Below are 20,104 nucleotides of genomic sequence, written 5' to 3' on the forward strand. Positions count from 1 at the left end.
GGCAGGGCCCTTCTGTCAGTGATGGCTGTCGGAAGACTGGGCGAGCAGGGCGTCGCGCCGCCGGACGAGCTTGCCGTTGGAGGTGCGCGGCAGGTCGGCGAGCATGCGGACGACGCGGGGCACCTTGTAGTCGGCCAGGCGATCCCGGCACCAGCGCAGCAGCTCCCCCGAGGACAGCCCGTCGGTATCCGTGGCGACGTACGCCTCGACGGCGCCCGCGTGCACGACCACGGCGCCGGTGACGCCGGGATGCGCGCGCAGCACGGCCTCCACCTCGGCCAGGTCGAGCTTGAGGCCGCCGACGACGACCAAGGAGTCGCCGCGGCCGAGCAGCCGCACGTTGCCGTCGGGGTCGAGCGCCGCCCGGTCGTGGGTGCGCAGCCAGCCGTCGACGTACCGGCCGCCGTCGGGGTCGACCAGGTACGGCGTTCCCTCCGGGAGCCGTACCTCGACTTCTCCGGAGTGGATCCGCAGCTCGATGCCGGGGGCGGCCGGGCCGACCGAGGGCCGCGTCGCCCCGCTCACGTCCATCGCGATGACGCCCGTCTCGGTCGTTCCGTACGACTCGCCGACCGCGAGGCCGAACCGTTCGGCGAACCGGGCGGCCGTCTCGGGCGGCATGATCTCCCCGCCGGAGACCGCCACCCGCAGGGCGGGCAGGTCGGGCAGCGTACGGGCGGTGCTGAGCAGCTCGTAGTGGAACGGCGTGCCGAACACCGCCTGCACGTCGTGCCGCTCGGCGGCGGCCAGGATGTCCTTCGCGGACACGCGGCGGGCGAACACCACCGCGACCCCCGCGACCAGCGAGTGCAGCAGACCCGCGATCAGGCCGAAGCTGTGCGCGGTCGAGCTGAGCAGCAGCACCTTTTCACCGGCCGTCGGCATGCCCGCGATCCGGGTGAACCGGTCGATCTCCTCCGACAGCGAGGCCGGCGTCCGCCCGATCACCTTCGGCACGCCGGTCGACCCGGAGCTGAACTGCACGAGCCGGTGCGCGGTGGCGGCCGGGGCGCCGTCCGGGCAGCACACGGTGACCAGCTCGTACCGCGGCTCGAACCCGAGCGGCGACCGGCCCGCACCGGCGCGGACCAGGTACTGCGGCCGGCACAGCGCGCGCAGCGTGTCCACCTCGGACGGCTTGAGCCGGTGGTCGACCAGCATCACCTGGGCGCCGAGGCTCCAGAGCGCCAGCAGCGCCTCGATCTGGGTGCAGCTGGGCGGCACCTGGAGCATGACCGTGTGCCCCTCGCCGACGCCGTGGCCGGCGAACACCCCCGCCTCCCACTCCACGGCGGCGCGGGTCTCCGCGCGGGTCACCGTGTGCTCGCCGTGCAGGAGGAAGGGCCGCTCGCCGGGGTGGGCGTCGAAGAGTCCCTCGACGAGTTCCCGCATGTCGCTCATCAGGTCTCCCGGCAGAACTCGCCGATGGGGATGCCGACGTGGCGCTGGTCCGTGGCCAGGTAGCCGAGCAGCTCGTCGCCGGCCGCCAGCTCGGTGACGTTGCGGACCTTCCCGCCGGGGCCCAGCACCCGTACGTGCCAGTCGTCCTGCACGGTCAGGCTCACCACGACACCGTCGGCGGACCGCGCGGTGATGGTCAGCAGCGGCCGGGACTCCAGCTTGGCCCGGCCGACGACGACGCGGCGGGTCCGGCCGTCGGCGCCCACGGCCAGCGTCGTACTGCCCGAGCGCAGCTCGCTGAGGTAGTTGGTCCGGTTGTCCGGGCCGAGCACGTACGAGTGGAGGGCGCCGGCGTTCACGCGGAACGGGCGCGTCGGCATGTACGGCAGCGGGTGGGTCTCGCTGCAGCACAGGATGAAGCCGGTGGAGTACGAGCCGACGAGGATGCCCTCGTCCTCGGCGAAGTGCGAGCAGGTGTCCACGCACACGCGGTCGCCCAGCCCGTGGTGCTCGATCCCGTCGACGGTGAGGGTGGTCAGCTCCAGCTTCGGGGACTCGGCCTCCAGCAGCCGGGCCAGCGCGAAGACCTCGTCGGCGCTCGAGGGCGCGAGCAGGACCCCCTCCGACCCGCGTTCCAGCACGTCGAGGACGATCGCCGCCTCCTCCAGGTCCGCGCAGACCGTGACCAGCTTCCCGGCGGAGCGGTCGGCGGCGGCGAGCACGATCTCCAGAGGGATCTTGGTGGGGTCCGCGAAGTGCACGACCGTGTAGGGCAGCGCGACGGCGGCCGCGCAGGCGAGCAGCAGCGTCGGCTCGTCCACCACGTCGACCCAGGCGACGGTGTCCTCGCCGAGGTCGGCGAACTGGGCCTCCTCGGTCACGGTCGTCGTCCTGACCCCGGTGATAGTCGGGGGCAGCGACGTCAGGACGGCCTCGTCGTCGCTGAGCACGCCTTCGATCCGGGCGTGGATGGCGGCGTCGAGGACGGACTCGATGCGTGGCTGCGGGACGTTCCGCAGGTCGATCCATGCGAACTTCATGCGGCACCTGTCGCGATCGTCGGGTCGGGGACGGCCGCCCTCCCCTGACCCGCGTGGACCACGGCGGCGAGCCGCGACACCAGCGAGGCGGGCGAGGAGGACGAGAAGATCCGGCGGCCGACCGCGAGGCCTCGGCAGCCGGCGAGCATGAGCGCGGTCCCGTAGTCGATCAGATCCGAGCCGTCGGGCGGGCCGCCCGCGGCGAGGATCGGGATGGGGCAGCTGTCCACCACCTCGGCCATCCGCTCGAGCGGCAGCGCGACCGCGGTCTTGACCAGGTCGGCGCCGAGGTCCGCGGCGACGTTCACCGCGTGCGCGAGCAGCGCCGGATCGTGCGGGTCCGCGATGCGCGGTCCCCGCGGATAGACCATCGCGAGCAGGGGCATGTTCCACGCGTCGCAGGAGGCGGCGACCGTTCCCAGGTCGGTCAGCTGCCGGTGCTCGGTGTCGGAGCCGAGGTTCACGTGCACGCTTACGGCGTCCGCGCCGAGCCGGACGGCCTCCTCGACCTCGCCGACGAGCACTTTCGCGTCGACGTCGGCGGCGTAGGCGGTCCCGGCGCTCAGATGGACCACGAGCGCGCAGCCGCGCAGCACGCCCGGCGGGATCGTGCGCGCCCGGCCCTTGTGCACCACGATCGCGTCGGCGCCACCGTCCACCAGACTGCGGACGAGGCCGTTCCACCGTGCCTGTGGCACGACCGGACCGTCGGAGACGCTGTGGTCGAGCGGGACGAACAGGTATTTTCCATCGCCCGGCGCCGAGAGTCTCCGCATCCGCATTGACTTCCCGATATCTGCCATTGGCCTGACACACCTCTTCACACGGGCAGGACGCCGTCATGATCACACCCGGGCACAGAATGACACGGCCGCGGCGAAGAGCAGCAGATACCAGCTCGCGATAACTCGCGGGTTATGGCTTTCTGAGAAAACTCTGAGAATCGCCTGAGATGCTCCAGGGCGGCCATTCCCGCACCACGGGAATCGGGTACTCGAGGAGACCGGCTTGACCGCATCCACCGACCCCGTACGCGTCGCCATCGCCTGCCATGGCGGGCGCGGCCACACCGGACGACTGGCGGAGGCCGTCACCGCCGGCGCGAGCAGCGTCCCCCTGACCGAGGTCGGCCACGTGCACGTCGACCGGATCGGCGCTGCCGACTGGCACCGGCTGGACGACGCCGACGCGATCGTCTTCGGCGCCCCGACCTACATGGGCACCGCCTCGGCGGCGTTCCATACGTTCGCCGAGGCGAGCGCCAAGCGCTGGTTCACCCGCCGATGGCAGGACAAGGTGGCCGCCGGTTTCACGAACTCCGGCTCCATGGCGGGCGACAAGTCCAGCACCCTTGAATATTTCACCACGCTCGCGGCCCAGCACGGCATGATTTGGGTCAATCTCGGCCTGCCTCCGGGGTGGAATTCCTCGTCAGGCAGCGAGTTCGACCTGAATCGACTCGGCTTTTATCACGGAGCCGCCGCCCAGTCCAATGTGGACGACCGGACGGGCACGGTCCACAAGTCCGACCTTGCCACCGCTGAGCACCTGGGCCGCCGGGTCGCGGAGCTCACCAGGATCGTCGTCGCGGGCCGGCGGGCGCTCGAGCCGTGAGCGCGAGGCAGTGGTGGACCGTTGCCGTGGCCGTCCTCGCGCAGACGCTCGTCCTGCTGGACAACACGGTCCTCAACATCGCTATGGAGACGCTCGCGGATCCGGTCCGCGGGCTGGGGGCCGACGCCTCGGACCTGGCGTGGGCGGTCGCGTCGTTCTCCCTCGTCTTCGCCGCGGGCAGTTTCGCGGGCGGCGCGCTGGCCGACCGCTACGGACCGCGCCGGGTCCTGGTCGCCGGGTTGGTGACCCTGGCCGCCGCGTCGGTGCCGGCGGCGTTCTCCACCGACGCCGCGGAACTGATCGTGGCCCGCGCCGTCATGGGGGCGGGCGGCGCCCTGATCACCCCGGCGACGCTGGCGATCGTCACGCGCGGCACCGCGCCCGCCGTACGGACCCGCGCGATCGCGATCTGGGCGTCCTCGGGCGGCGTGGCCGTCGCGCTCGGGCCGGTGGTCGGCGGCGTGCTGATCAGCCGGTTCTGGTGGGGAGCGATCTTCCTGGTCAACGTGCCGGTCGTGGCCGTGTGCCTCCTCGGCGCCGTCCTGTTCGTGCCCGCGCTGCGGTACCCCGAGCGCAGGCCGCTCGACCTGCCGGGCCTGGCGCTGTCCATGCTCGGCCTGGGCCTGCTCGTGTACGGCGTGATCCAGGGCGGTCGCCGGCCCGGCTGGTCGAGCCCGGCGACCCTGACGCCGCTGCTGGCCGGGCTCGCCGTACTGGCCGTCTTCGTCCTCGTCCAGCGGGCGCGGGCCGGGTCGTCCCTCGACGTGCGCCTGTTCACCGAGCCGCGGTTCGCGGGCGGCAGCGTGACGCTGCTGCTCCTGTTCTTCGGGCTGGCGGGCCAGCTCTTCTACTGCGCGTTCTACCTGCAGGGGGTGCACGGCCTGTCCGCCCCGGCCGCGGGCGCCGTCATGATGGCCGCCGCGGGCGGCATCGTCCTCGGCAACCAGGTCTCCCCTGCCGTCACGCGGCTGCTGACCGTCCGCTGGGCCGCGGTGACCGGCATCCTCCTCGCCAGCGCGACGTTCGGCTCGTACGTGGCGTTCGACGCGGGCACCCCGGTGGCCTGGTTCGTGGTGATGCTGGTGGTCCAGGGAGCCGCCGTCGGCCTCGTCGTCGCGCCGATGACCACGGAGATGATGGCCGTCCTGCCGCCCGGCCAGACCGGTGCCGGCGCGGCGGTCAGCGCGGCGACGCGGCCGGTGGGCAGCACACTCGGGGTCGCCGTGCTCGGCTCGGTGCTCGCCGCCGGCTACCGCCGGGCGATCGGGCCCACGGTCGACGGCCTGCCCCACCGGCTCCGGGACCAAGCCCTGGACTCGGCCGAGGAGACGCGCGTCCTGGCGAGGTCGCTGCACCGGCCCGAACTCCTCACCGCCGCGGACCACGCCTACCTGCACGCCATGCGCGTCACGGCCGTGTGGACGGCACTGCTGTCCCTGGCCGGCGCCGTACTCGTCATCGGTTTCTTCCGGCCACGGAGATCAGAACTGGGGGCAGGACGTGGACATCGCGCTACGCCACTTGCGGGTCGTGCTCACCGTCGCTGAGGCGGGCAGTATCAGCCGGGCGGCCGCCACCTTGAAGATCGCGCAGTCCGGCCTGACGACGCAGCTCAGGCGGATCGAGCAGGGCTTCGGCGGGCCGCTGTTCCGCCGCCGGGCGGACGGCGTCGTCCCCACCGAGCTCGGCGTGCACGTCCTGGGCCGGGCCCAGGAGATCCTCGACGAGTTCGGCGACCTCATCACCACGGCCAGGACGCTCGCCCGGCCGGCCGAACCGCCGGAGGCCATCGCGCTCGGCGGAGTGGACGGGCCATGGGTGCTCCGGATCGCCGGACTGGTCCAGGACCGGTTTCCCCGCCATGAGCAGCTGACCTACCTGGAGTCCTCCTCGCAGGCGGTGCTGGATCTGCTGCGCACGGAGAAGATCGCGCTCGCGGTCGTCGGCGAGTACCCGGACGTGGTGGCGCCCTCGCTGCGCGAGTTCAACGCCCGGGATCTCGGCACCGAACCCCTGCTGGTCGGGCTGGCGCCCACGCATCGGCTGGCCCATCGGCGGGCGATCGCACTCGAGGATCTGGCCGGGGACACCTGGGTCGCCCCCGGCGACCGCCTCGACGGCCTCGGAGTGAGCCTGCGGATCGCCTGCGAGCGGGCGGGCTTCACGCCGCGCTTCCGGTACTTCGGCGCCGACCAGGCGACGGCCGCGGCGATCGTGAGCGGAAGCGGCGCCGTCGGCGTGTTCCCCGCGACCGGCGGCCCCTGGCCGGGTCTGGTGACCAAGCCGCTGGAGGACGGCCGGCTGTGGCGCCGGACCCGGCTGGCCTGGACCGCCGGATCGCCGCTGGCCTGGCTGGCCGCGACGATCGACGTGGGCGCGCTCCGCAGCCGGGGGCATCAGCCCGCGTAGGCGGCGGCGAGGGTGTGGAAGGACTCCTTCGGCTCCCAGGCCATGTCCGGGTAGGCCGTCCCGTGGCCGTTCTCCAGCATCTTGACGACGCCGTACGACGCCATGTCCAGGTCGTGGATCGCGTCGTCCGGGCGGTGCGGCAGCTGGTACCCGGCGAAGGTGAACCAGAAGGCGCTGTCCACGCCCTCCCGCTCGAAGATCTCCAGCAGCTCGCGCATGTAGGTCGCCTGCTCGGCCTCGTCCCGTACGTAGACGCCGTTCAGGCGGGGCGGGTCCGACTCGCGGTCGGCGATCGTCCAGCCGATGCCACCGCGCGCGGCGGCGCCCCGGTAGGTGCAACAGCCGAACTCCGAGGCCGCGACCGGCTTGCCGTGCCGGAAGTGCGAGCGGAGCTCCTCGACGTACCGTTCGGCGTTCTCCGCGGCGCGGTAGGCGTCGACGGAGACGAGGTCGAACGGCGTCCAGTCGAGGTCCTCCCAGGGGCCGGCGGCGTACGTGATCCGGCCGCCGAACCGCTCGCGGGCGGCCTTCACCGTCTCGGCGAAGAACGCGTTCACCTTGCCGGGGAGCTCGCCGAACGTCGCGTACACGGCCGGGTCGCCGGAGGTCAGAGCCGCGATCCGCGCATAGACGTCATCGCCGGGGATGAACCCGTCGGCGAAGAGGGTGACCTCGCAGCCGGTGACCAGGACGGTCTCGGTGCCGCCGCGCCGGATCGCCTCGGCGCGCTCGGCGCAGTCGGCGAACAGGTCGAGCATCCGTTCCGGGGTGAGTTCACAGGGGAACGGTGCGAACCAGACCTCCAGGCCGGCCGCTGCCGCGTGCTCGGCGGCGACGGTCAGCCGCTCGGGGTCGCCACCGGAGATCCGTACGGCGGTGCAGTGCAGGTCGTCGGCGATGATCCGCATCTCCCGGCGTACGACGTCGGGTTCGAAGACCTCTCGTGAGCTCTTACCGCCGGGGAAGAAGCCGGTGTCGTAGTTGATGCCCTTGGCGCGCATGGTCGTGTGCTCGTTCCTTCGCTCGGCTCGCTTCGGTGATGCAAGCGTCGCTGGAGCGGGGGGTCACCCGGCAGATCCATCGATCCACAGTGGATCAGTACGAATGTCACTGCCGATCCCGATCCGCCGATCTGTGTCCGCCTTCGCCGATCAGTCGCCGTCCCTGCTGCCGCCGTGCCGGCTGTCCGCGCACTTGCTCGGGTTGTCGCGCAGGCACACCTTGCTGCCGCTCACCCGCAGGCCGGTGTCGTCGAACGCGGTGACCCACCGGACCGCGATGGCCTGCTGCGCCTTGGCGAGGGGGACGAGGCCGGAGCAGACCGCGTCGTTGAGCTTGTGCTCGACCGCGTCCTTGGGGTTCGGGATGCGCCCCGGCTCGACCCACAGGTTGCGCGGGTCGTCGGGCGCGCCGCCCAGTTCGAGCGGCACCAGGTGGTCGTACTCGCCCTGCGTGCGGCCGAGGCTGTAGGAGCTCGCGGACTTGGCCTTCATCACCCGGGTCTTCGAGGACGGCGGCCGTACGGTCTTGGTCCAACCGACCTTGCAGATGGTCCGTTTGATGTTCGACTGGGTGACGTCCGGGTTGACGGCGCCCGGCGTGCAGCCGTGGTCGGGGAGCGGCTGGCCGTCCCGCTTGCCGACCTTGCAGGTGCCCGGGGAGGGCATCGGCGCCTTACTGTCGCCGATCGGGAGCTTGGCGCTGCCGGAGCCCGATACCGGAGCGCCTCCGCTCGTGGGCGCACCGCTCGTCCCGCAGCCCGCCGCGACCACCACCGGGAAGACGGCCGCCACGATTCCGAGCCGCGTTCGCCGTCGCTGTCCCATTTCGCACCACCCCTGGTTTTTTCTCATACTTTGCCCAGCTATGACAGATGAATGCTGCCATAGAGGATCATCACGGGGTGTGACGGTATTTGTGCGGATTTGCGGGTGAAGGCCGACGGCGGAGGGAGGGGCTCTCCCGGAGCGGGGCGGCGATGGCCTCCGTACGGCGCGGCAGAGTCGGCCGAAGGGCGACGCGGAATCATCCCAAAGACGGGCGAAGCGTAGTGCCGAAGAGTGACGACGTGACTGCTGCGGCTCCACTAGGTTCGGTCCATGTCCATCATCGCCACCCGGGGGCTCACGATGCGCTTCCCCGGCGTGCTCGCGTTGGATCAGCTGACCGTCGACATCGAGCCCGGAGTCGTCGGACTAGTCGGCGCCAACGGTGCGGGCAAGTCCACGCTCATCAAGATCCTCCTGGGCCTGCTCGAACCCACGAGCGGCGAGGCCCAGGTGCTCGGCTTCGACATCGCCCGCGAGTCCATGAAGATCCGCGAGCTGGTCGGCTACATGCCCGAGCACGACTGCCTCCCGCCGGACATGTCCGCCACCGAGTTCATCGTGCACGTCGCCCGCGTGTCCGGCCTGCCGGCCACCTCGGCGCGGGAGCGCGCCGCCGACACCCTGCGCCACGTCGGGCTGTACGAGGAGCGGTACCGCCCGATCGGCGGCTACTCCACGGGCATGCGCCAGCGCGTCAAGCTGGCCCAGGCGCTCGTCCACGACCCGAAGCTCGTCTTCCTCGACGAGCCCACCAACGGACTCGACCCGGCCGGACGCGACGAGATGCTCGCCCTCGTCCGGCGGATCGGCAGCCAGTTCGGCATCAGCGTCCTCGTCACCTCGCACCTCCTCGGTGAGCTCGAACGGGTCGCCGACCACCTGGTGATCATCGATGGCGGCCGCCTGCTGCGGTCGCAGGCGGTCGCCGCCTTCACGCAGGCGAGCGGCGTGCTCGCGGTCGAGGTCGAAGAGGAGATGGACCGCCTCGGCGAGCACCTCGCGGCGACCGGGCTACACGTCCGCCCAGACGGCCGCCTGCTGCTCATCGACATCGCCGGCGAGACCACGTACGACGTCGTCCGCGACTCGGTCGCCGACCTCGGCCTGGCCCTCGTCCGCATGGAGAACCGCCGACACCGCATCGAAGAGGTGTTCTCGACGTGACGAGCGTCATCCACGACATCGGGTACCGGCACTACGACGGCAGACGCCTCGGCCGGGCGTACGCCGTCCGGTCGCTGTTCACGTACAACCTGCGCGCGGCGTTCGGGCTGGGGCGGCCGGTCAAGGCGAAGATCATGCCGTTCCTGCTCTTCGCGATCATGCTGATGCCCGCCGCGATCAGCGTGGCGATCACGGCGGTCGCCGCCCAGGTCGGAGCCGGGCAGAACGTGAGCCTCATCCGCTACTCGGCTTACGCCATCTACCTGCAGCCCCTCATCGCGATCTTCCTGGCGGCGCAGGCGCCGGTGCTCGCCTCCCGCGAGCTGCGGTTTCACGTGACGCCGCTGTACTTCTCCCGCCCGTTGAGCCGCCTCGACTACGTCCTGGCCAAGTTCACCGCCTTCACGACCGCGCTGTTCATCCTGCTGGCCACGCCCGTGACGCTCCTGTACATCGGCGCGCTCGTCACCAAGCAGAAGCACCTCGGCACGCACACCCTGCACTGGCTCGGCGGCCTCGCGGGCTGTCTGATCTTCGCGCTGGTGCTCGCCGGCCTCGGTCTCGTCGTGGCCGCGTTCACGCCGCGCCGCGGGTTCGGCGTGACCGCCGTCATGGCGGTCTACCTGCTCAGCACGACGGCGGTCGCCGCCGTCCAGGGCATCGCCGAGAACCAGACGCAGTTCACGCTGGCCCAGTGGGCCGGCCTGTTCGCGCCGTTCAACCTCGTCGACGGCGTCCAGGTGTGGGCGCTCCAGGCGAAGCAGTCGGCGCCCGAGCCACCGCCCTCAGGCCTCGGCGGGCCGGTGTTCACCCTGGCGTGCGCGGCTCTCATCGCCGGCTGCATCGCAATCCTCTACCTGCGGTTCCGGAAGGCAGGTTCCCGATGAGCGTGCTGGAGATCCGGGATGTGTCCCGGTGGTACGGCAACGTCGTCGCGATCAACGGCGTCACCATGACGATCGGACCGGGCGTCACCGGCCTGCTCGGGCCGAACGGCGCCGGCAAGTCCACCCTGATCCACATGATGGGCGGCTTCCTCGCCCCCTCCAGCGGACAGGTGACCGTCGACGGTCAGCGGATCTGGAAGAACCCCTCGGTGTACCGGCAGATCGGCCTCGTGCCCGAACGGGAGACCGCGTACGACTTCCTCACCGGCCGCCAGTTCGTCCGCGCGATGGCCAAGCTGCACCGCCTGCCCAACCCCGACGCCGCCGCCGAACGCGCCCTCGGGATGGTGGAGATGGTCGAGCCCGCCGGACGGGCCATCGGCACCTACTCCAAGGGCATGAAGCAGCGCATCAAGATGGCCTCCGCGCTCGTCCACGACCCGCCGGTGCTGCTGCTCGACGAGCCGTTCAACGGGATGGACCCCCGGCAGCGGCTGCACCTCATGGACCTCATCCGGAAGATGGCCGCCGAGGGCCGTACGGTGCTGTTCAGCTCGCACATCCTCGAAGAGGTCGAGCGGCTCGCGCACCACATCGAGGTCGTCGTCGCCGGGCGGCACGCCGCCTCGGGCGACTTCCGCGCCATCCGGCGGCTGATGACCGACCGCCCGCACATGTTCGTCGTCCGGTCCAGCGACGACCGCCGGCTGGCCGCCGCGCTCATCGCCGACCCGTCGACGCGAGGCGTCGAGCTGACCTCTGGAGGGCTCGAGGTCGAGGCCGTCGACTTCCGCCGGTTCTCCCTGCTGCTGCCGCAGCTGGCCCGGCAGGCCGACATCCGGCTGTGGGAGGTCTCCCCCGCCGACGAGTCCCTCGAAAGCGTCTTCTCTTATCTGGTGGCGTCGTGAACACTGTCATCGCTTCGATCACGTTCCGCGCGATGCTGAGCCGGCGGCGGGTGCTGCTGCTGTTCGCCCTGCCCGCGCTGCTCCTGTTCCTCAGCATCGGGCTGCGGCTCAGCGGCCACAGCGACCTCGACAACGCCACGATGCTGCTGACGCAGTTCGGGCTCGGGGCGCTGCTGCCGCTGCTCGCACTGCTCGCGGGCACCGGGGTGATCGGGCCGGAGATCGACGACGGCCAGATCATGTACATCATGACCAAGCCGATCGCGCGCCCGGTCATCTCCACCACGAAGTACGCCGTCGCGGTCGTCCTCGTCGTCCTGTTCGGCGTCGTGCCGATCTTCATCTCGGGCGTCATCATGACCGGTCTCACGGCCGGGCTGGCGACCGGGTTCGCGATCGGGGCGCTGGTGGCGGGCATCGCGTACTGCGCGCTGTTCATCGCCATCGCGGTGCTGAGCCGGTTCGCGGTGACCATCGGGCTGATCTACGCCCTGGTCTGGGAGAACCTCATCGCGCGGTACGCCTCCGGCGCCAAGACGCTGTCGATCCGCCAGTGGGGCATCAGCGTCACGGACATGATCACCAACGCGACCGCGGTCAAGGCCGACGTCCATTCGTCCACCGCCGTGCCGCTGCTGATCGTCGTGACCGTCGCCGGCGTCGCGTACGCCGGCTGGAAGCTCCGCACCCTGTCGATCGCCGGGACCGAGTAACGGTCGCCGAATCGGCGGGAACGTTTCGGCGGATCTGCTCCTCCCTAGGGATGAAAGGCGACCCATCGGGTCGGCGGCCGTAGGGAGGAGAGCGCGGATGCGAGCGATGCCGCACGTCGAGGGAGTGGAGCACCGGTTCGTCGAGGCGGGCGGAGTGCGCTTCCACGTGGCCGAGGCGGGTCCGGTGGAGGGGCCGCCGGTCCTGCTGCTCCACGGGTTCCCGCAGCACTGGTACGCGTGGCGGCACGTGGTACCGCTGCTCGCCGACCGCCACCGGCTGATCATGCCCGACTTCCGGGGGTTCGGGTGGTCCGACGCCCCCTACCAGGGCTATGACACCGACACGCGGGTGGACGACGTGCTGGCGCTCATGGACGCACTCGGCCTGGACCGGCCGCTCCTGGTCGGCCACGAGTGGGGGGCGTGGGTCGGCTTCATGGCCTGCCTCCGGGCCCCCGAGCGCTTCGACCGGTTCCTGGCGCTCAGCATGATCCATCCGTGGCCGCAGCACCGGCGCCTCATCCGGCACGCGTGGCGGCAGTGGTACACGATTCTGTGGGAGTACCCGGTGGCCGGTGGCTTCGTGCTGCGCCACTGGCCCGCGTTCACCAGGTACATCCTCCGCAAGGGCATGACCGACCCGGGAGTGTGGCGACGTGCCGAGCTCGACGAGTTCACCGAGTCCGTACGGCCGCGCGAGCGGGCGCACGCCGGCCGGGCGCTGCACTGGCAGTACGTGCTGCGGGACATCCCGCGGCTCGTCCGCGGCCACCACCGGACGAGCCGGCTGACGGTGCCGACGACGATCCTCTTCGGCGCGAGCGACTTCGCGATGTCCCCCGAGGCGCTGGCGGGAGGCGAGCGGCACGCCGCCGACCTGGAGGTCCGCGTCGTACCGGGCGGCCACTACCTCGCGGACGAGCATCCGGTCCTCGTCGCCGACGCGATCACCGCGCTGTCGGCCGGATCGGCGCGCGCGAGGATCGGTTGAACGGCGACTCGGAGCGCGTCGCCACGCTGGTCCGGGCCGCCCAGCGGGGCGACGGCATGGCCATGCACGACCTGCTCGACCTGCTGGCCCCGTACGTCGGCCGGATCTGCGGCCCGATCGCGCTGGACGACGGCCCGGATGCCGCGCAGGAGGCGCTCATCGCGATCTTCCGCGGCATCCGGGGGCTGCGGGATCCCGCCGCGCTCTTCGGCTGGGCCCGGTCGATCGCGGTCCGCGAGGCGGTACGGATGGCGCGACGCTCGCAGGGCACCCGGCCCGCCGAACTGGACGACGTGCCGCAGCCGGGCGATCCCCAGCTGGCCGCGGACATCCGCGACGTCCTGCGCCGGCTGTCACCGGAGCACCGCGCGGTCCTGGTGCTCCGGGACCTGGAGGGACACGGGGAACGGGCCGTCGGCGAACTGCTGGAGATATCGACCGGGACGGTGAAGTCACGGTTGCACCGAGCGCGGCTCAGCTTCCGGAGGGCATGGCGATGACCGACACGATGTGGCCCGAGGCCGGCCTCGACTCCGTACGCCGTCTGCGGATCATGGCGGCGGCCGTCCCCGGCGCGGTGTACGCCGAGGACGTGCTGGCCCTGCCCTTCGACGAGGTGTGGGCGGTCGCCGCCGACCTCGAGCACGAGTTCCCGCGCCTGCTCACCGACGTCCGCACCATGCGGGTCGCCCGGGCGGACGGGGACCGGTTCGAGGCGCTGGCACGGGGGCGGTTCGGGCAGCGGGCGCGGTTCGACGGTGTGCTCCGGCCGGGATGGTGCTGGATGCAGAGCCGATTCCTGGTCGGCGGGATGGCGGCGGTGGCCGAGGAGGACGGGACGAGGTTCGCGTTCATGGGTGCGCTGCGCGTGCCCGGCGCCCGGCTCGTCCACCCGCTGTCGCACGTCTTCGGCGGATCCCCGGGCTCCGGCGTGATCCGGCGCGTGGCCGAGCGAGCGGCCGCCCGCACCCAGGACTGACCCCCGCACGCCGATGCCTTGCGGTTTTCTCCGCACTATTGGATAGTGGCAGTGTCCAAACTTGGATAGTGTCACTATCCACTGTGATCGGAGAACCATGGTCTACCTCGTTCTCGCCGGTGGCCTGCTCGGCTTCCGCCTGCTCGGGGCGCTCGGCGTACGGCGGTTCGGCGGCTGGTCGGCCAGTGCGGCACACGCGCTGGCGCTCATGCTCGTCATGACCGCGAGCGCGCACTTCGTTCCAGCAAGCGTCACCGCGATGCCGAACCACGCGGACCTCGTCCGGATGGTCCCGCCGTTCGTGCCGTTCGCCGACGTGATGGTGTACCTGACGGGGGTCCTTGAGCTCCTGGGCGCCGTCGGACTGGTGATCCCCGCGACGCGCCAGGTCGCCGGGATCGCGCTGGTCGTCCTGTTCGTCCTGCTGCTTCCCGCGAACATCTACGCGGCCGTCGACCACGTGCCGTTCCACGGCGCGAAGCCGACGTCCCTGTGGCCGCGCATCGTCGAGCAAATCCTCTACATCGCCGTCGCGCTCTGGACGACCCGATCGGCCGACCGTACGGCGCTCCGGCGCCTCACTCAGCGTCTGCGCGGCGGCTCCGCCGACTTGGCGCCCACGCACTAGGAGATCGCCATGCACGCCCTGACCCTCAGCACCGAGTCGCGGATGATCGCCGGTGCCGTGCTGCTCACCATCGTCACCATCGAGGTCGGCGGCTGGTTCATGACCAAGATCGCCCGTGGTGGGGTACCGATGACCGACTTCCAGAAGGCCTTCGCGCGCGCCGGCCACGGGCACGCCGGGGTCCTCGTGCTGCTCAGTCTGATCGGCCTGCTCTACGCGGACGCCACCGGCCTGAGCGGCGTGCTGCTGTGGGTGGCCCGGCTGGGCGTGCCCGTCGCGGCGATCCTCATGTCCGCGGGATTCTTCGCCGCCTCGGCGGGACGGAACGCCACGGCGCCCAACCGGTTCATCTGGGTGGTGTGGATAGGAGCGCTCTCCCTCGCCGCGGGCGTGCTCAGCCTCGGCGCCGGGCTGCTGACGGCGTGAACGACGCGCCGACGCCGATCCCTCGGCGGGGCGTCCATCGGGTCACTCCAGGACGAAAGTGACCAGCATGTTCACCTTGTAGCCGGTGACCTCGCCGCTCTCGGACAGCTGCACCTGCTGCTCCTTGATCCATGCGGACTGGAGCTTGCGCAGCGTCTCTCCCGCCCGGCTGATGCCGACCTTCACCGCGTCTTCGAAACTCTTCTCCGAGATGGCGCTGATCTCGGTGACACGCGCCACTGATGCCATAGGTGCCCGACCTTCGTCTCGTGGTGACCGCCGCTCGGCGGCACGGCCGTCATGATCGACGTCTACCCGCACCCACGCTGGGCGTATCGATCGCCTACGTAAAGTGATGACGATGGTCGGAGCACTCGGATCGAGAGTCGCTCCGAAACTCAGAGAGCGGTTCGGACGACCTCGACGAGGCGCTCGGCGACGGCGCGGGCCTGCTCCGTTTCGGGGGCCTCGACCATGACGCGGACCATCGGCTCGGTGCCGCTGGGACGGATCAGCACTCGTCCGCTGTCGCCGAGCTCGGTCTCGGCGGCCTCGACCGCGGCGGCCAGCTCCGGGGAGGTCTTCGCCTTGGACTTGTCGACGCCCTTGACGTTGATGAGCACCTGCGGCAGCCGGGTCATCACCTTGGCGAGCTCGTCGAGCGGGCGGCCCCGGCGGGCGATGGCGGCCAGGAGGTGCAGTCCGGTGAGCACGCCGTCGCCGGTGGTGGCGTGGTCGAGCATGATGACGTGGCCGGACTGCTCACCGCCGAAGGTGAATCCGCCGGCCTTCATCGCCTCCAGGACGTAGCGGTCGCCGACGGCCGTCTCGACGACGCTCAGGCCCTGGTCGCGCATGCCGAGCTTGAACCCGAGGTTGGACATGACCGTGGCGACGACCGTGTCACCGGGCAGCTTGCCGGCGTCCCGCAACTCGAGCGCGAGGATCGCCATGATCTGGTCGCCGTCGATGGCCTCGCCGGAGGCGGTGACGGCGAGGCAGCGGTCGGCGTCGCCGTCGTGGGCGATGCCGGCGTCCGCGCCGTTCTCGATCACCGCGCGCTGCAGCCGCTCCAGGTGAGTGGAGCCGTAGCCGTCGTTGATGTTCAGGCCGTCGGGCGAGGCGCCGATGGCGACGACGGACGCGCCGGCGCGGCGCAGGGCCTCCGGGGAGACGCCCGAGGCGGCGCCGTGGGCGCAGTCGACGACGACGCGCACGCCGTCCAGGGAGCCGGGCAGCGTCGACAGCAGGTGGGCGATGTAGCTCTCGACCTCACCCTGCGCGTCGCGGACCCGCCCCACGCCGGGCCCGGTCGGGCCGGCCCACTCCTGGCCGAGGTGGGCCTCGATCTGGTCCTCGATGTCGTCGGGGAGCTTGTGCCCGCCGCGCCCGAAGAACTTGATGCCGTTGTCGGGCGCGGGGTTGTGCGACGCGGAGAGCATGACGCCGAGGTCCGCGCCGAGCGACTGGGTGAGGTACGCCACGGCGGGGGTGGGGAGCACGCCGAGCCGGAGGACGTCGACGCCGGCGGAGGCGAGGCCGGCGACGACGGCGGCCTCGAGGAACTCACCGGAGGCGCGCGGGTCCCGGCCGACCACCGCGACGGGCCGGTGTCCCTCGAACGCGCCGACCTCGCCGAGGACGCGGGCGGCCGCGACCGACAGGTCGAGCGCGAGGTGAGCCGTCAGGTCGCGATTCGCGACCCCGCGTACGCCGTCGGTCCCGAACAGACGCGCCACTACAACACCCCACGATCGAAAGCACGGACTGGCCGCGCCCCGATCCGCTCGCCGAGACGCGACCGCGGAAGAAAAGCGATCAGCGGCCCCACCGCGTGGCGGGACCGCCGAGATCCTGTCCGCCGACCCGGGCCGCCACACGGGCGGAACGGTCGGAGCGGCGGACAGGCAGGATCAACGCTTGCTGTACTGCGGAGCCTTACGGGCCTTCTTGAGGCCGTACTTCTTCCGCTCCTTCGCCCGCGCGTCACGGGTGAGGAAGCCGGCCTTCTTCAGGGCCGGGCGGTTGTCGGGGTCGACCAGCTGCAGGGCGCGGGCGATGCCCAGCCGCAGCGCACCGGCCTGGCCGGTCACGCCGCCGCCGCCCACGCGGGCGATGACGTCGAACTGGTCCTCAAGGCCGAGGGTCACGAACGGCTCGTTCACGACCTGCTGGTGGACCTTGTTGGGGAAGTACGTGTCCAGGGAGCGGCCGTTGATCGTCCACTTGCCGGAGCCCGGGACGATGCGGACGCGCGCGATGGCCTCCTTGCGGCGGCCGGTGCCGGCGGCCGGGCCGGTCAGCACCGGGCGAGGAGCGTCTTCGACGACGACCTCCGCGGACTCGGAGGTGTAGTCCCCCACGTACTCTTCGAACTCGGCGCCCTCAATGGGCGTCTCGACACCGGTGGGCTCGGCCACGGTACTCCTCAGATCTCTTTCGATGCCGCGCGTTACTGCGCGATCTGCTTGATGTCGTAGGGAACCGGCTGCTGCGCCTGGTGCGGGTGGTTCGGGCCGGCGTAGACCTTCACCTTGCTGGCCATCTTGCGGCCCAGCGAGTTCTTGGGAAGCATGCCCTTGATCGCCTTTTCCACGGCGCGCTCGGGGTTCTTCTTCATCAGGTCGGCGTAGGTGACGGAGCGCAGACCGCCGGGGTAGCCGGAGTGGCGGTAGGCCTTCTTCTGCTCGAGCTTCTTGCCCGACAGCGCCACCTTGTCGGCGTTGATGATGATGACGAAGTCACCCGTGTCGAGATGTGGGGCGTAGATCGGCTTGTGCTTACCCCGAAGCAGTGTCGCGACCTGGCTGGCCAGCCTACCCAGCACGACATCGGTCGCGTCGATGACGTGCCACTGACGCTGAACGTCAGCAGGCTTAGGGGTGTAGGTGCGCACGGTCGTAAGCCTTCGTTTCGTGTCTGACAACAGAGACTGGGTCCGCCGGACGGTCTGTGCCGCCGCAGGCCCGGTGGGTCGAGCGACCCGATCACGGGCACGCTGACGCACACAACGAACTAGCAGAATACCGGCCCACGCGCCAGCGAGCAAAGCGAGCGCTGCGAGCCGCCCTTCAGTCGTCAGACGCGACGATCGTACGGCTGTCCCTCCCGGACACCATATACCTGGGAGTATCCAAGAACGTCGGACTTGGTGTGCTTCGCGGGCATATAGTGCTGGTCCTCCGCTCCCCCCAGGAGGCTCCCCTGTCCGCGAAGCGCGTGAAACGCCGCGTCCAGGCATTCGTGTTGCTGGCGATCGCGGTCTTCGTCTCCGGCGGTTTCGCCGCCCGTTCACTCTGGAGCGCCGCGCAACGGCAGTCTCCATCGCCGATCACCAGCCCCGCTCGCGACCTCGTCGCCCCCAGCCCCCAGGGCGCGGCGGTCCACCCCTCCACCCCCAGCGCGAGCCCGTCCGCGACGCCCCACCGGCCCAAGAGGCCGACCAAGAAGCCGAAGCCCTCGCACAGCGCCACTCCGCGCGCCACCCGGTCGACCAAGACCGCCACCGCGCCGACGAGCGGAGGGACGACGGCCGCCGCCCGGGCGGAGAGCGAGGCCGTCCGCCTCACCAACGTTCAGCGCGCCCAGCACGGCTGCACGGCCCTGCGGGTGGACACCCGGCTGCGGACCGCGGCCCGGCTGCACTCGGCGGACATGCGTGACCGAAATTACTTCGACCACAACTCGCTGGACGGGCGAAGCCCCTGGGACCGCATCAAGGCGGCCGGTTACACGACCCCCGGCGCGGAGAACATCGCGAAGGGCTACCCGACTGCGGCCGCCGTTATACAAGGGTGGATGAACAGTCCGGGGCACCGGGAGAACATCCTTAACTGCAAGCTCAAGGCCGTTGGAATCGGCGTCGCGTATGGCTCAGGCGGCCCTTGGTGGACGCAGGACTTCGGCTATCAGTGACCGCCTGATCACGCATTCGACCAGGTAGGGTCGCTTTCATGGCTTTTCCGGGTGATAAACAGCAACCCGGCGGCTGGGGTCCCCCACAGCCGCCGCAGTCGCAGTACGGCCCGGCCGAGGACCAGGCCACCGGCAGCGGCTCACTTTTCGACCGCCCGTACGGCGCCGGCGCTCGCCATGACGAGGAGCCCGCGAACCGGTACGGCAGCCCACCCTCGTACGACCAGGCTTCTCCCTACGGCGCTCAGCAGCCGAGCGGGTCCGACCAGGAGACACGGTTCTACGGCCAGGAGGCCGGCGGCCCCGCGGAAGGCCCGTACGGGGGCGGAGCGGGCGGCTACGGGCCTCCTGGAGGCCCCGGCCGGTACGGCGACGTCTCGGGCGGGTACGGCGAGGAGGCGGCGCCCTTCGCCCCCGGCGGCGAGGAGCGGTCCGGCTCCGGAAAGAAGCCCCTGATCATCGGTGCGGCCGTCGCCGCCGGCGTCGTGGTCCTCGGCGGTGGAGCGGCCTTCGCACTGTCCGGCGGCGGCGGTGACGACAAGCCGAAGCCGACGGCGAGCACCAAGGCGGCCGCCGCCCCGAAGCAGTCGCCGACGACGAACCCGACGCCCACGCCGACCGAGACCGGAAAGGGCCAGCGACTCGCGAGCCGGGCGACCGACCCGGAGCCGCTGACGCTGAACGAGGTCTTCAAGAACAAGAAGTTCAAGGCCGGCGGCCGCAGCTACGTGCTGACGACGCGCCGCGCGGACCCCAAGTGCGCGACGGCCGTGCACGGCACGACCTTCAGCAAGGCCATCAAGCGGGCGGGCTGCACCCAGGTGCTGCGGGCGACGTTCAGCAATGGCAAGTTCATCGGCACCATCGGCGTGCTCAACCTCAAGACGGACAGCGTGGCCAGCGCCGCACAGAAGGCGTCCCGCCCGAAGGACGCGTATATCGTGCCGCTGCCGGGTGCGGGAAGCACCAGCAAGATCGGCAAGGGCCTGTCGCTCACGACCGCCGATCCCGAGGGCCATTATCTGATCATGAGCTGGGTGCAGTACCCGAACGGAAAGAAGATCGCCACGAGCGATTACTCCGGCGTCACCGCGTTTGTACAGAATGCGACAGTAGGTAGCAATCTGCGACCAGCCCTGAACTATCGGTCAATGGTCGGCAAACCGGCATAATGAACGCCATTCGCTAATAATCTAGTGA

At 70.9% G+C, this 20,104-nt stretch carries 23 protein-coding genes; 14 read left to right on the forward strand and 9 right to left on the reverse strand.

Features of this window, described 5'->3' with window-relative positions; all coding sequences use genetic code 11:
• Window positions 1-15: 15 nt before the first annotated feature.
• Genes ACQP2O_RS48100 through ACQP2O_RS48110 form a run of 3 tightly spaced genes read right to left on the reverse strand, consistent with a single transcriptional unit; the run spans window position 16 to window position 3,244 of the window.
• On the reverse strand, window positions 16-1,401 hold the full coding sequence (locus tag ACQP2O_RS48100; protein ID WP_433176329.1) for a class I adenylate-forming enzyme family protein: 1,386 nt from the start codon (window positions 1,399-1,401) through the stop codon (window positions 16-18).
• Window positions 1,401-2,441 (reverse strand): 3-dehydroquinate synthase II family protein, encoded by a 1,041-nt coding sequence (locus ACQP2O_RS48105; protein ID WP_433176330.1) that lies wholly within the window; start codon window positions 2,439-2,441, stop codon window positions 1,401-1,403. Before ACQP2O_RS48105 ends, ACQP2O_RS48100 begins: the two co-directional genes overlap by 1 nt.
• Entirely contained in the window at window positions 2,438-3,244 is an 807-nt protein-coding gene (locus ACQP2O_RS48110; protein WP_433176331.1) for a 2-amino-3,7-dideoxy-D-threo-hept-6-ulosonate synthase, read from the reverse strand. The genes ACQP2O_RS48105 and ACQP2O_RS48110 overlap by 4 nt, the downstream gene beginning before the upstream one ends.
• A 205-nt stretch (window positions 3,245-3,449) precedes the next feature.
• Between ACQP2O_RS48110 and ACQP2O_RS48115 the strand changes: the two genes are divergently transcribed.
• From ACQP2O_RS48115 to ACQP2O_RS48125, 3 genes are read left to right on the forward strand one after another with little or no spacing between them, the layout of a single operon-like run.
• Entirely contained in the window at window positions 3,450-4,055 is a 606-nt protein-coding gene (locus ACQP2O_RS48115) for a flavodoxin family protein (RefSeq protein ID WP_433176332.1), read from the forward strand.
• Complete coding sequence (locus ACQP2O_RS48120) at window positions 4,052-5,602, forward strand: MFS transporter (RefSeq protein ID WP_433176333.1); 1,551 nt, start codon at window positions 4,052-4,054, stop codon at window positions 5,600-5,602. Before ACQP2O_RS48115 ends, ACQP2O_RS48120 begins: the two co-directional genes overlap by 4 nt.
• Window positions 5,556-6,464 (forward strand): LysR family transcriptional regulator, encoded by a 909-nt coding sequence (locus ACQP2O_RS48125; RefSeq protein ID WP_433176334.1) that lies wholly within the window; start codon window positions 5,556-5,558, stop codon window positions 6,462-6,464. The genes ACQP2O_RS48120 and ACQP2O_RS48125 overlap by 47 nt, the downstream gene beginning before the upstream one ends.
• Here ACQP2O_RS48125 and ACQP2O_RS48130 read toward each other — a convergent pair.
• Both ACQP2O_RS48130 and ACQP2O_RS48135 read right to left on the reverse strand, forming a co-directional pair.
• Window positions 6,452-7,465 (reverse strand): hypothetical protein, encoded by a 1,014-nt coding sequence (locus ACQP2O_RS48130; protein WP_433176335.1) that lies wholly within the window; start codon window positions 7,463-7,465, stop codon window positions 6,452-6,454. The two genes, ACQP2O_RS48125 and ACQP2O_RS48130, sit on opposite strands and share 13 nt — an antisense overlap.
• A 150-nt stretch (window positions 7,466-7,615) precedes the next feature.
• Window positions 7,616-8,290: a hypothetical protein gene (locus tag ACQP2O_RS48135; protein WP_433176336.1), complete on the reverse strand. Its 675-nt coding sequence runs from the start codon at window positions 8,288-8,290 to the stop codon at window positions 7,616-7,618.
• 273 nt (window positions 8,291-8,563) lie between these two features.
• Here ACQP2O_RS48135 and ACQP2O_RS48140 point away from each other — a divergent pair, with 273 nt between their 5' ends.
• The 9 genes from ACQP2O_RS48140 to ACQP2O_RS48180 all read left to right on the forward strand — a co-directional run bounded on the left by ACQP2O_RS48140 (window position 8,564) and on the right by ACQP2O_RS48180 (window position 14,989).
• Window positions 8,564-9,457, forward strand: coding sequence for an ABC transporter ATP-binding protein (locus tag ACQP2O_RS48140; RefSeq protein ID WP_433176338.1), 894 nt, complete (start codon window positions 8,564-8,566; stop codon window positions 9,455-9,457).
• Window positions 9,454-10,344 carry an ABC transporter permease gene (locus ACQP2O_RS48145; protein ID WP_433176340.1) on the forward strand — a complete coding sequence of 297 codons (891 nt, stop codon included), beginning with the start codon at window positions 9,454-9,456 and terminating at the stop codon, window positions 10,342-10,344. The genes ACQP2O_RS48140 and ACQP2O_RS48145 overlap by 4 nt, the downstream gene beginning before the upstream one ends.
• Window positions 10,341-11,252 carry an ABC transporter ATP-binding protein gene (locus tag ACQP2O_RS48150; RefSeq protein ID WP_433176342.1) on the forward strand — a complete coding sequence of 304 codons (912 nt, stop codon included), beginning with the start codon at window positions 10,341-10,343 and terminating at the stop codon, window positions 11,250-11,252. Before ACQP2O_RS48145 ends, ACQP2O_RS48150 begins: the two co-directional genes overlap by 4 nt.
• Complete coding sequence (locus tag ACQP2O_RS48155; protein ID WP_433176344.1) at window positions 11,249-11,965, forward strand: ABC transporter permease; 717 nt, start codon at window positions 11,249-11,251, stop codon at window positions 11,963-11,965. The genes ACQP2O_RS48150 and ACQP2O_RS48155 overlap by 4 nt, the downstream gene beginning before the upstream one ends.
• Window positions 11,966-12,062: 97 nt before the next feature.
• On the forward strand, window positions 12,063-12,956 hold the full coding sequence (locus ACQP2O_RS48160; RefSeq protein ID WP_433176346.1) for an alpha/beta fold hydrolase: 894 nt from the start codon (window positions 12,063-12,065) through the stop codon (window positions 12,954-12,956).
• The gene (locus ACQP2O_RS48165) at window positions 12,953-13,456 is read left to right on the forward strand and encodes an RNA polymerase sigma factor (RefSeq protein ID WP_433176348.1); all 504 of its coding nucleotides are present in this window, start codon (window positions 12,953-12,955) and stop codon (window positions 13,454-13,456) included. The genes ACQP2O_RS48160 and ACQP2O_RS48165 overlap by 4 nt, the downstream gene beginning before the upstream one ends.
• Window positions 13,453-13,935 (forward strand): hypothetical protein, encoded by a 483-nt coding sequence (locus ACQP2O_RS48170; protein ID WP_433176350.1) that lies wholly within the window; start codon window positions 13,453-13,455, stop codon window positions 13,933-13,935. The genes ACQP2O_RS48165 and ACQP2O_RS48170 overlap by 4 nt, the downstream gene beginning before the upstream one ends.
• 97 nt (window positions 13,936-14,032) lie before the next feature.
• Window positions 14,033-14,563, forward strand: coding sequence for a DoxX family protein (locus ACQP2O_RS48175; RefSeq protein ID WP_433176352.1), 531 nt, complete (start codon window positions 14,033-14,035; stop codon window positions 14,561-14,563).
• Window positions 14,564-14,572: 9 nt separating this feature from the next.
• Window positions 14,573-14,989, forward strand: coding sequence for a hypothetical protein (locus tag ACQP2O_RS48180; RefSeq protein WP_433176353.1), 417 nt, complete (start codon window positions 14,573-14,575; stop codon window positions 14,987-14,989).
• Between the two features lie 42 nt (window positions 14,990-15,031).
• Here the strand turns inward: ACQP2O_RS48180 and ACQP2O_RS48185 are convergent, their stop codons facing one another.
• The 4 genes from ACQP2O_RS48185 to rplM form a co-directional block, all read right to left on the reverse strand.
• Window positions 15,032-15,238, reverse strand: a complete 207-nt coding sequence (locus ACQP2O_RS48185) for a dodecin family protein (RefSeq protein ID WP_360894489.1) — start codon at window positions 15,236-15,238, stop codon at window positions 15,032-15,034.
• Between the two features lie 149 nt (window positions 15,239-15,387).
• Window positions 15,388-16,728, reverse strand: coding sequence for a phosphoglucosamine mutase (glmM, locus tag ACQP2O_RS48190; RefSeq protein ID WP_433176355.1), 1,341 nt, complete (start codon window positions 16,726-16,728; stop codon window positions 15,388-15,390).
• A gap of 174 nt (window positions 16,729-16,902) precedes the next feature.
• Entirely contained in the window at window positions 16,903-17,409 is a 507-nt protein-coding gene (rpsI, locus tag ACQP2O_RS48195) for a 30S ribosomal protein S9 (RefSeq protein WP_360894483.1), read from the reverse strand.
• Between the two features lie 32 nt (window positions 17,410-17,441).
• Complete coding sequence (rplM, locus tag ACQP2O_RS48200) at window positions 17,442-17,885, reverse strand: 50S ribosomal protein L13 (RefSeq protein WP_433176357.1); 444 nt, start codon at window positions 17,883-17,885, stop codon at window positions 17,442-17,444.
• A 323-nt stretch (window positions 17,886-18,208) separates the two neighbouring features.
• On the opposite strand from rplM, the gene ACQP2O_RS48205 reads away from it, so the two are divergent.
• Together ACQP2O_RS48205 and ACQP2O_RS48210 are read left to right on the forward strand one after the other, a co-directional pair.
• Complete coding sequence (locus ACQP2O_RS48205) at window positions 18,209-18,904, forward strand: CAP domain-containing protein (protein WP_433176359.1); 696 nt, start codon at window positions 18,209-18,211, stop codon at window positions 18,902-18,904.
• A 38-nt stretch (window positions 18,905-18,942) separates the two neighbouring features.
• Window positions 18,943-20,076, forward strand: coding sequence for a hypothetical protein (locus ACQP2O_RS48210; RefSeq protein ID WP_433176361.1), 1,134 nt, complete (start codon window positions 18,943-18,945; stop codon window positions 20,074-20,076).
• Window positions 20,077-20,104: the final 28 nt, after the last annotated feature.

It is taken from the genome of Actinoallomurus sp. CA-150999 (genome assembly GCF_050942425.1).
GTDB lineage: Bacteria > Actinomycetota > Actinomycetes > Streptosporangiales > Streptosporangiaceae > Actinoallomurus.

Excerpts from the sequence above, each read along its gene's own strand:
- ACQP2O_RS48100 (WP_433176329.1), bottom strand. The coding sequence starts at position 1,401 with ATGAGCGACATGCGGGAACTCGTCGAGGGACTCTTCGACGCCCACCCC.
- ACQP2O_RS48105 (WP_433176330.1), bottom strand. The coding sequence starts at position 2,441 with ATGAAGTTCGCATGGATCGACCTGCGGAACGTCCCGCAGCCACGCATC.
- ACQP2O_RS48110 (WP_433176331.1), bottom strand. The coding sequence starts at position 3,244 with ATGGCAGATATCGGGAAGTCAATGCGGATGCGGAGACTCTCGGCGCCG.
- ACQP2O_RS48130 (WP_433176335.1), bottom strand. The coding sequence starts at position 7,465 with ATGCGCGCCAAGGGCATCAACTACGACACCGGCTTCTTCCCCGGCGGT.
- ACQP2O_RS48135 (WP_433176336.1), bottom strand. The coding sequence starts at position 8,290 with ATGGGACAGCGACGGCGAACGCGGCTCGGAATCGTGGCGGCCGTCTTC.
- ACQP2O_RS48140 (WP_433176338.1), top strand. The coding sequence starts at position 8,564 with ATGTCCATCATCGCCACCCGGGGGCTCACGATGCGCTTCCCCGGCGTG.
- ACQP2O_RS48150 (WP_433176342.1), top strand. The coding sequence starts at position 10,341 with ATGAGCGTGCTGGAGATCCGGGATGTGTCCCGGTGGTACGGCAACGTC.
- ACQP2O_RS48160 (WP_433176346.1), top strand. The coding sequence starts at position 12,063 with ATGCGAGCGATGCCGCACGTCGAGGGAGTGGAGCACCGGTTCGTCGAG.
- ACQP2O_RS48170 (WP_433176350.1), top strand. The coding sequence starts at position 13,453 with ATGACCGACACGATGTGGCCCGAGGCCGGCCTCGACTCCGTACGCCGT.
- ACQP2O_RS48175 (WP_433176352.1), top strand. The coding sequence starts at position 14,033 with ATGGTCTACCTCGTTCTCGCCGGTGGCCTGCTCGGCTTCCGCCTGCTC.
- ACQP2O_RS48180 (WP_433176353.1), top strand. The coding sequence starts at position 14,573 with ATGCACGCCCTGACCCTCAGCACCGAGTCGCGGATGATCGCCGGTGCC.
- ACQP2O_RS48185 (WP_360894489.1), bottom strand. The coding sequence starts at position 15,238 with ATGGCATCAGTGGCGCGTGTCACCGAGATCAGCGCCATCTCGGAGAAG.
- ACQP2O_RS48210 (WP_433176361.1), top strand. The coding sequence starts at position 18,943 with ATGGCTTTTCCGGGTGATAAACAGCAACCCGGCGGCTGGGGTCCCCCA.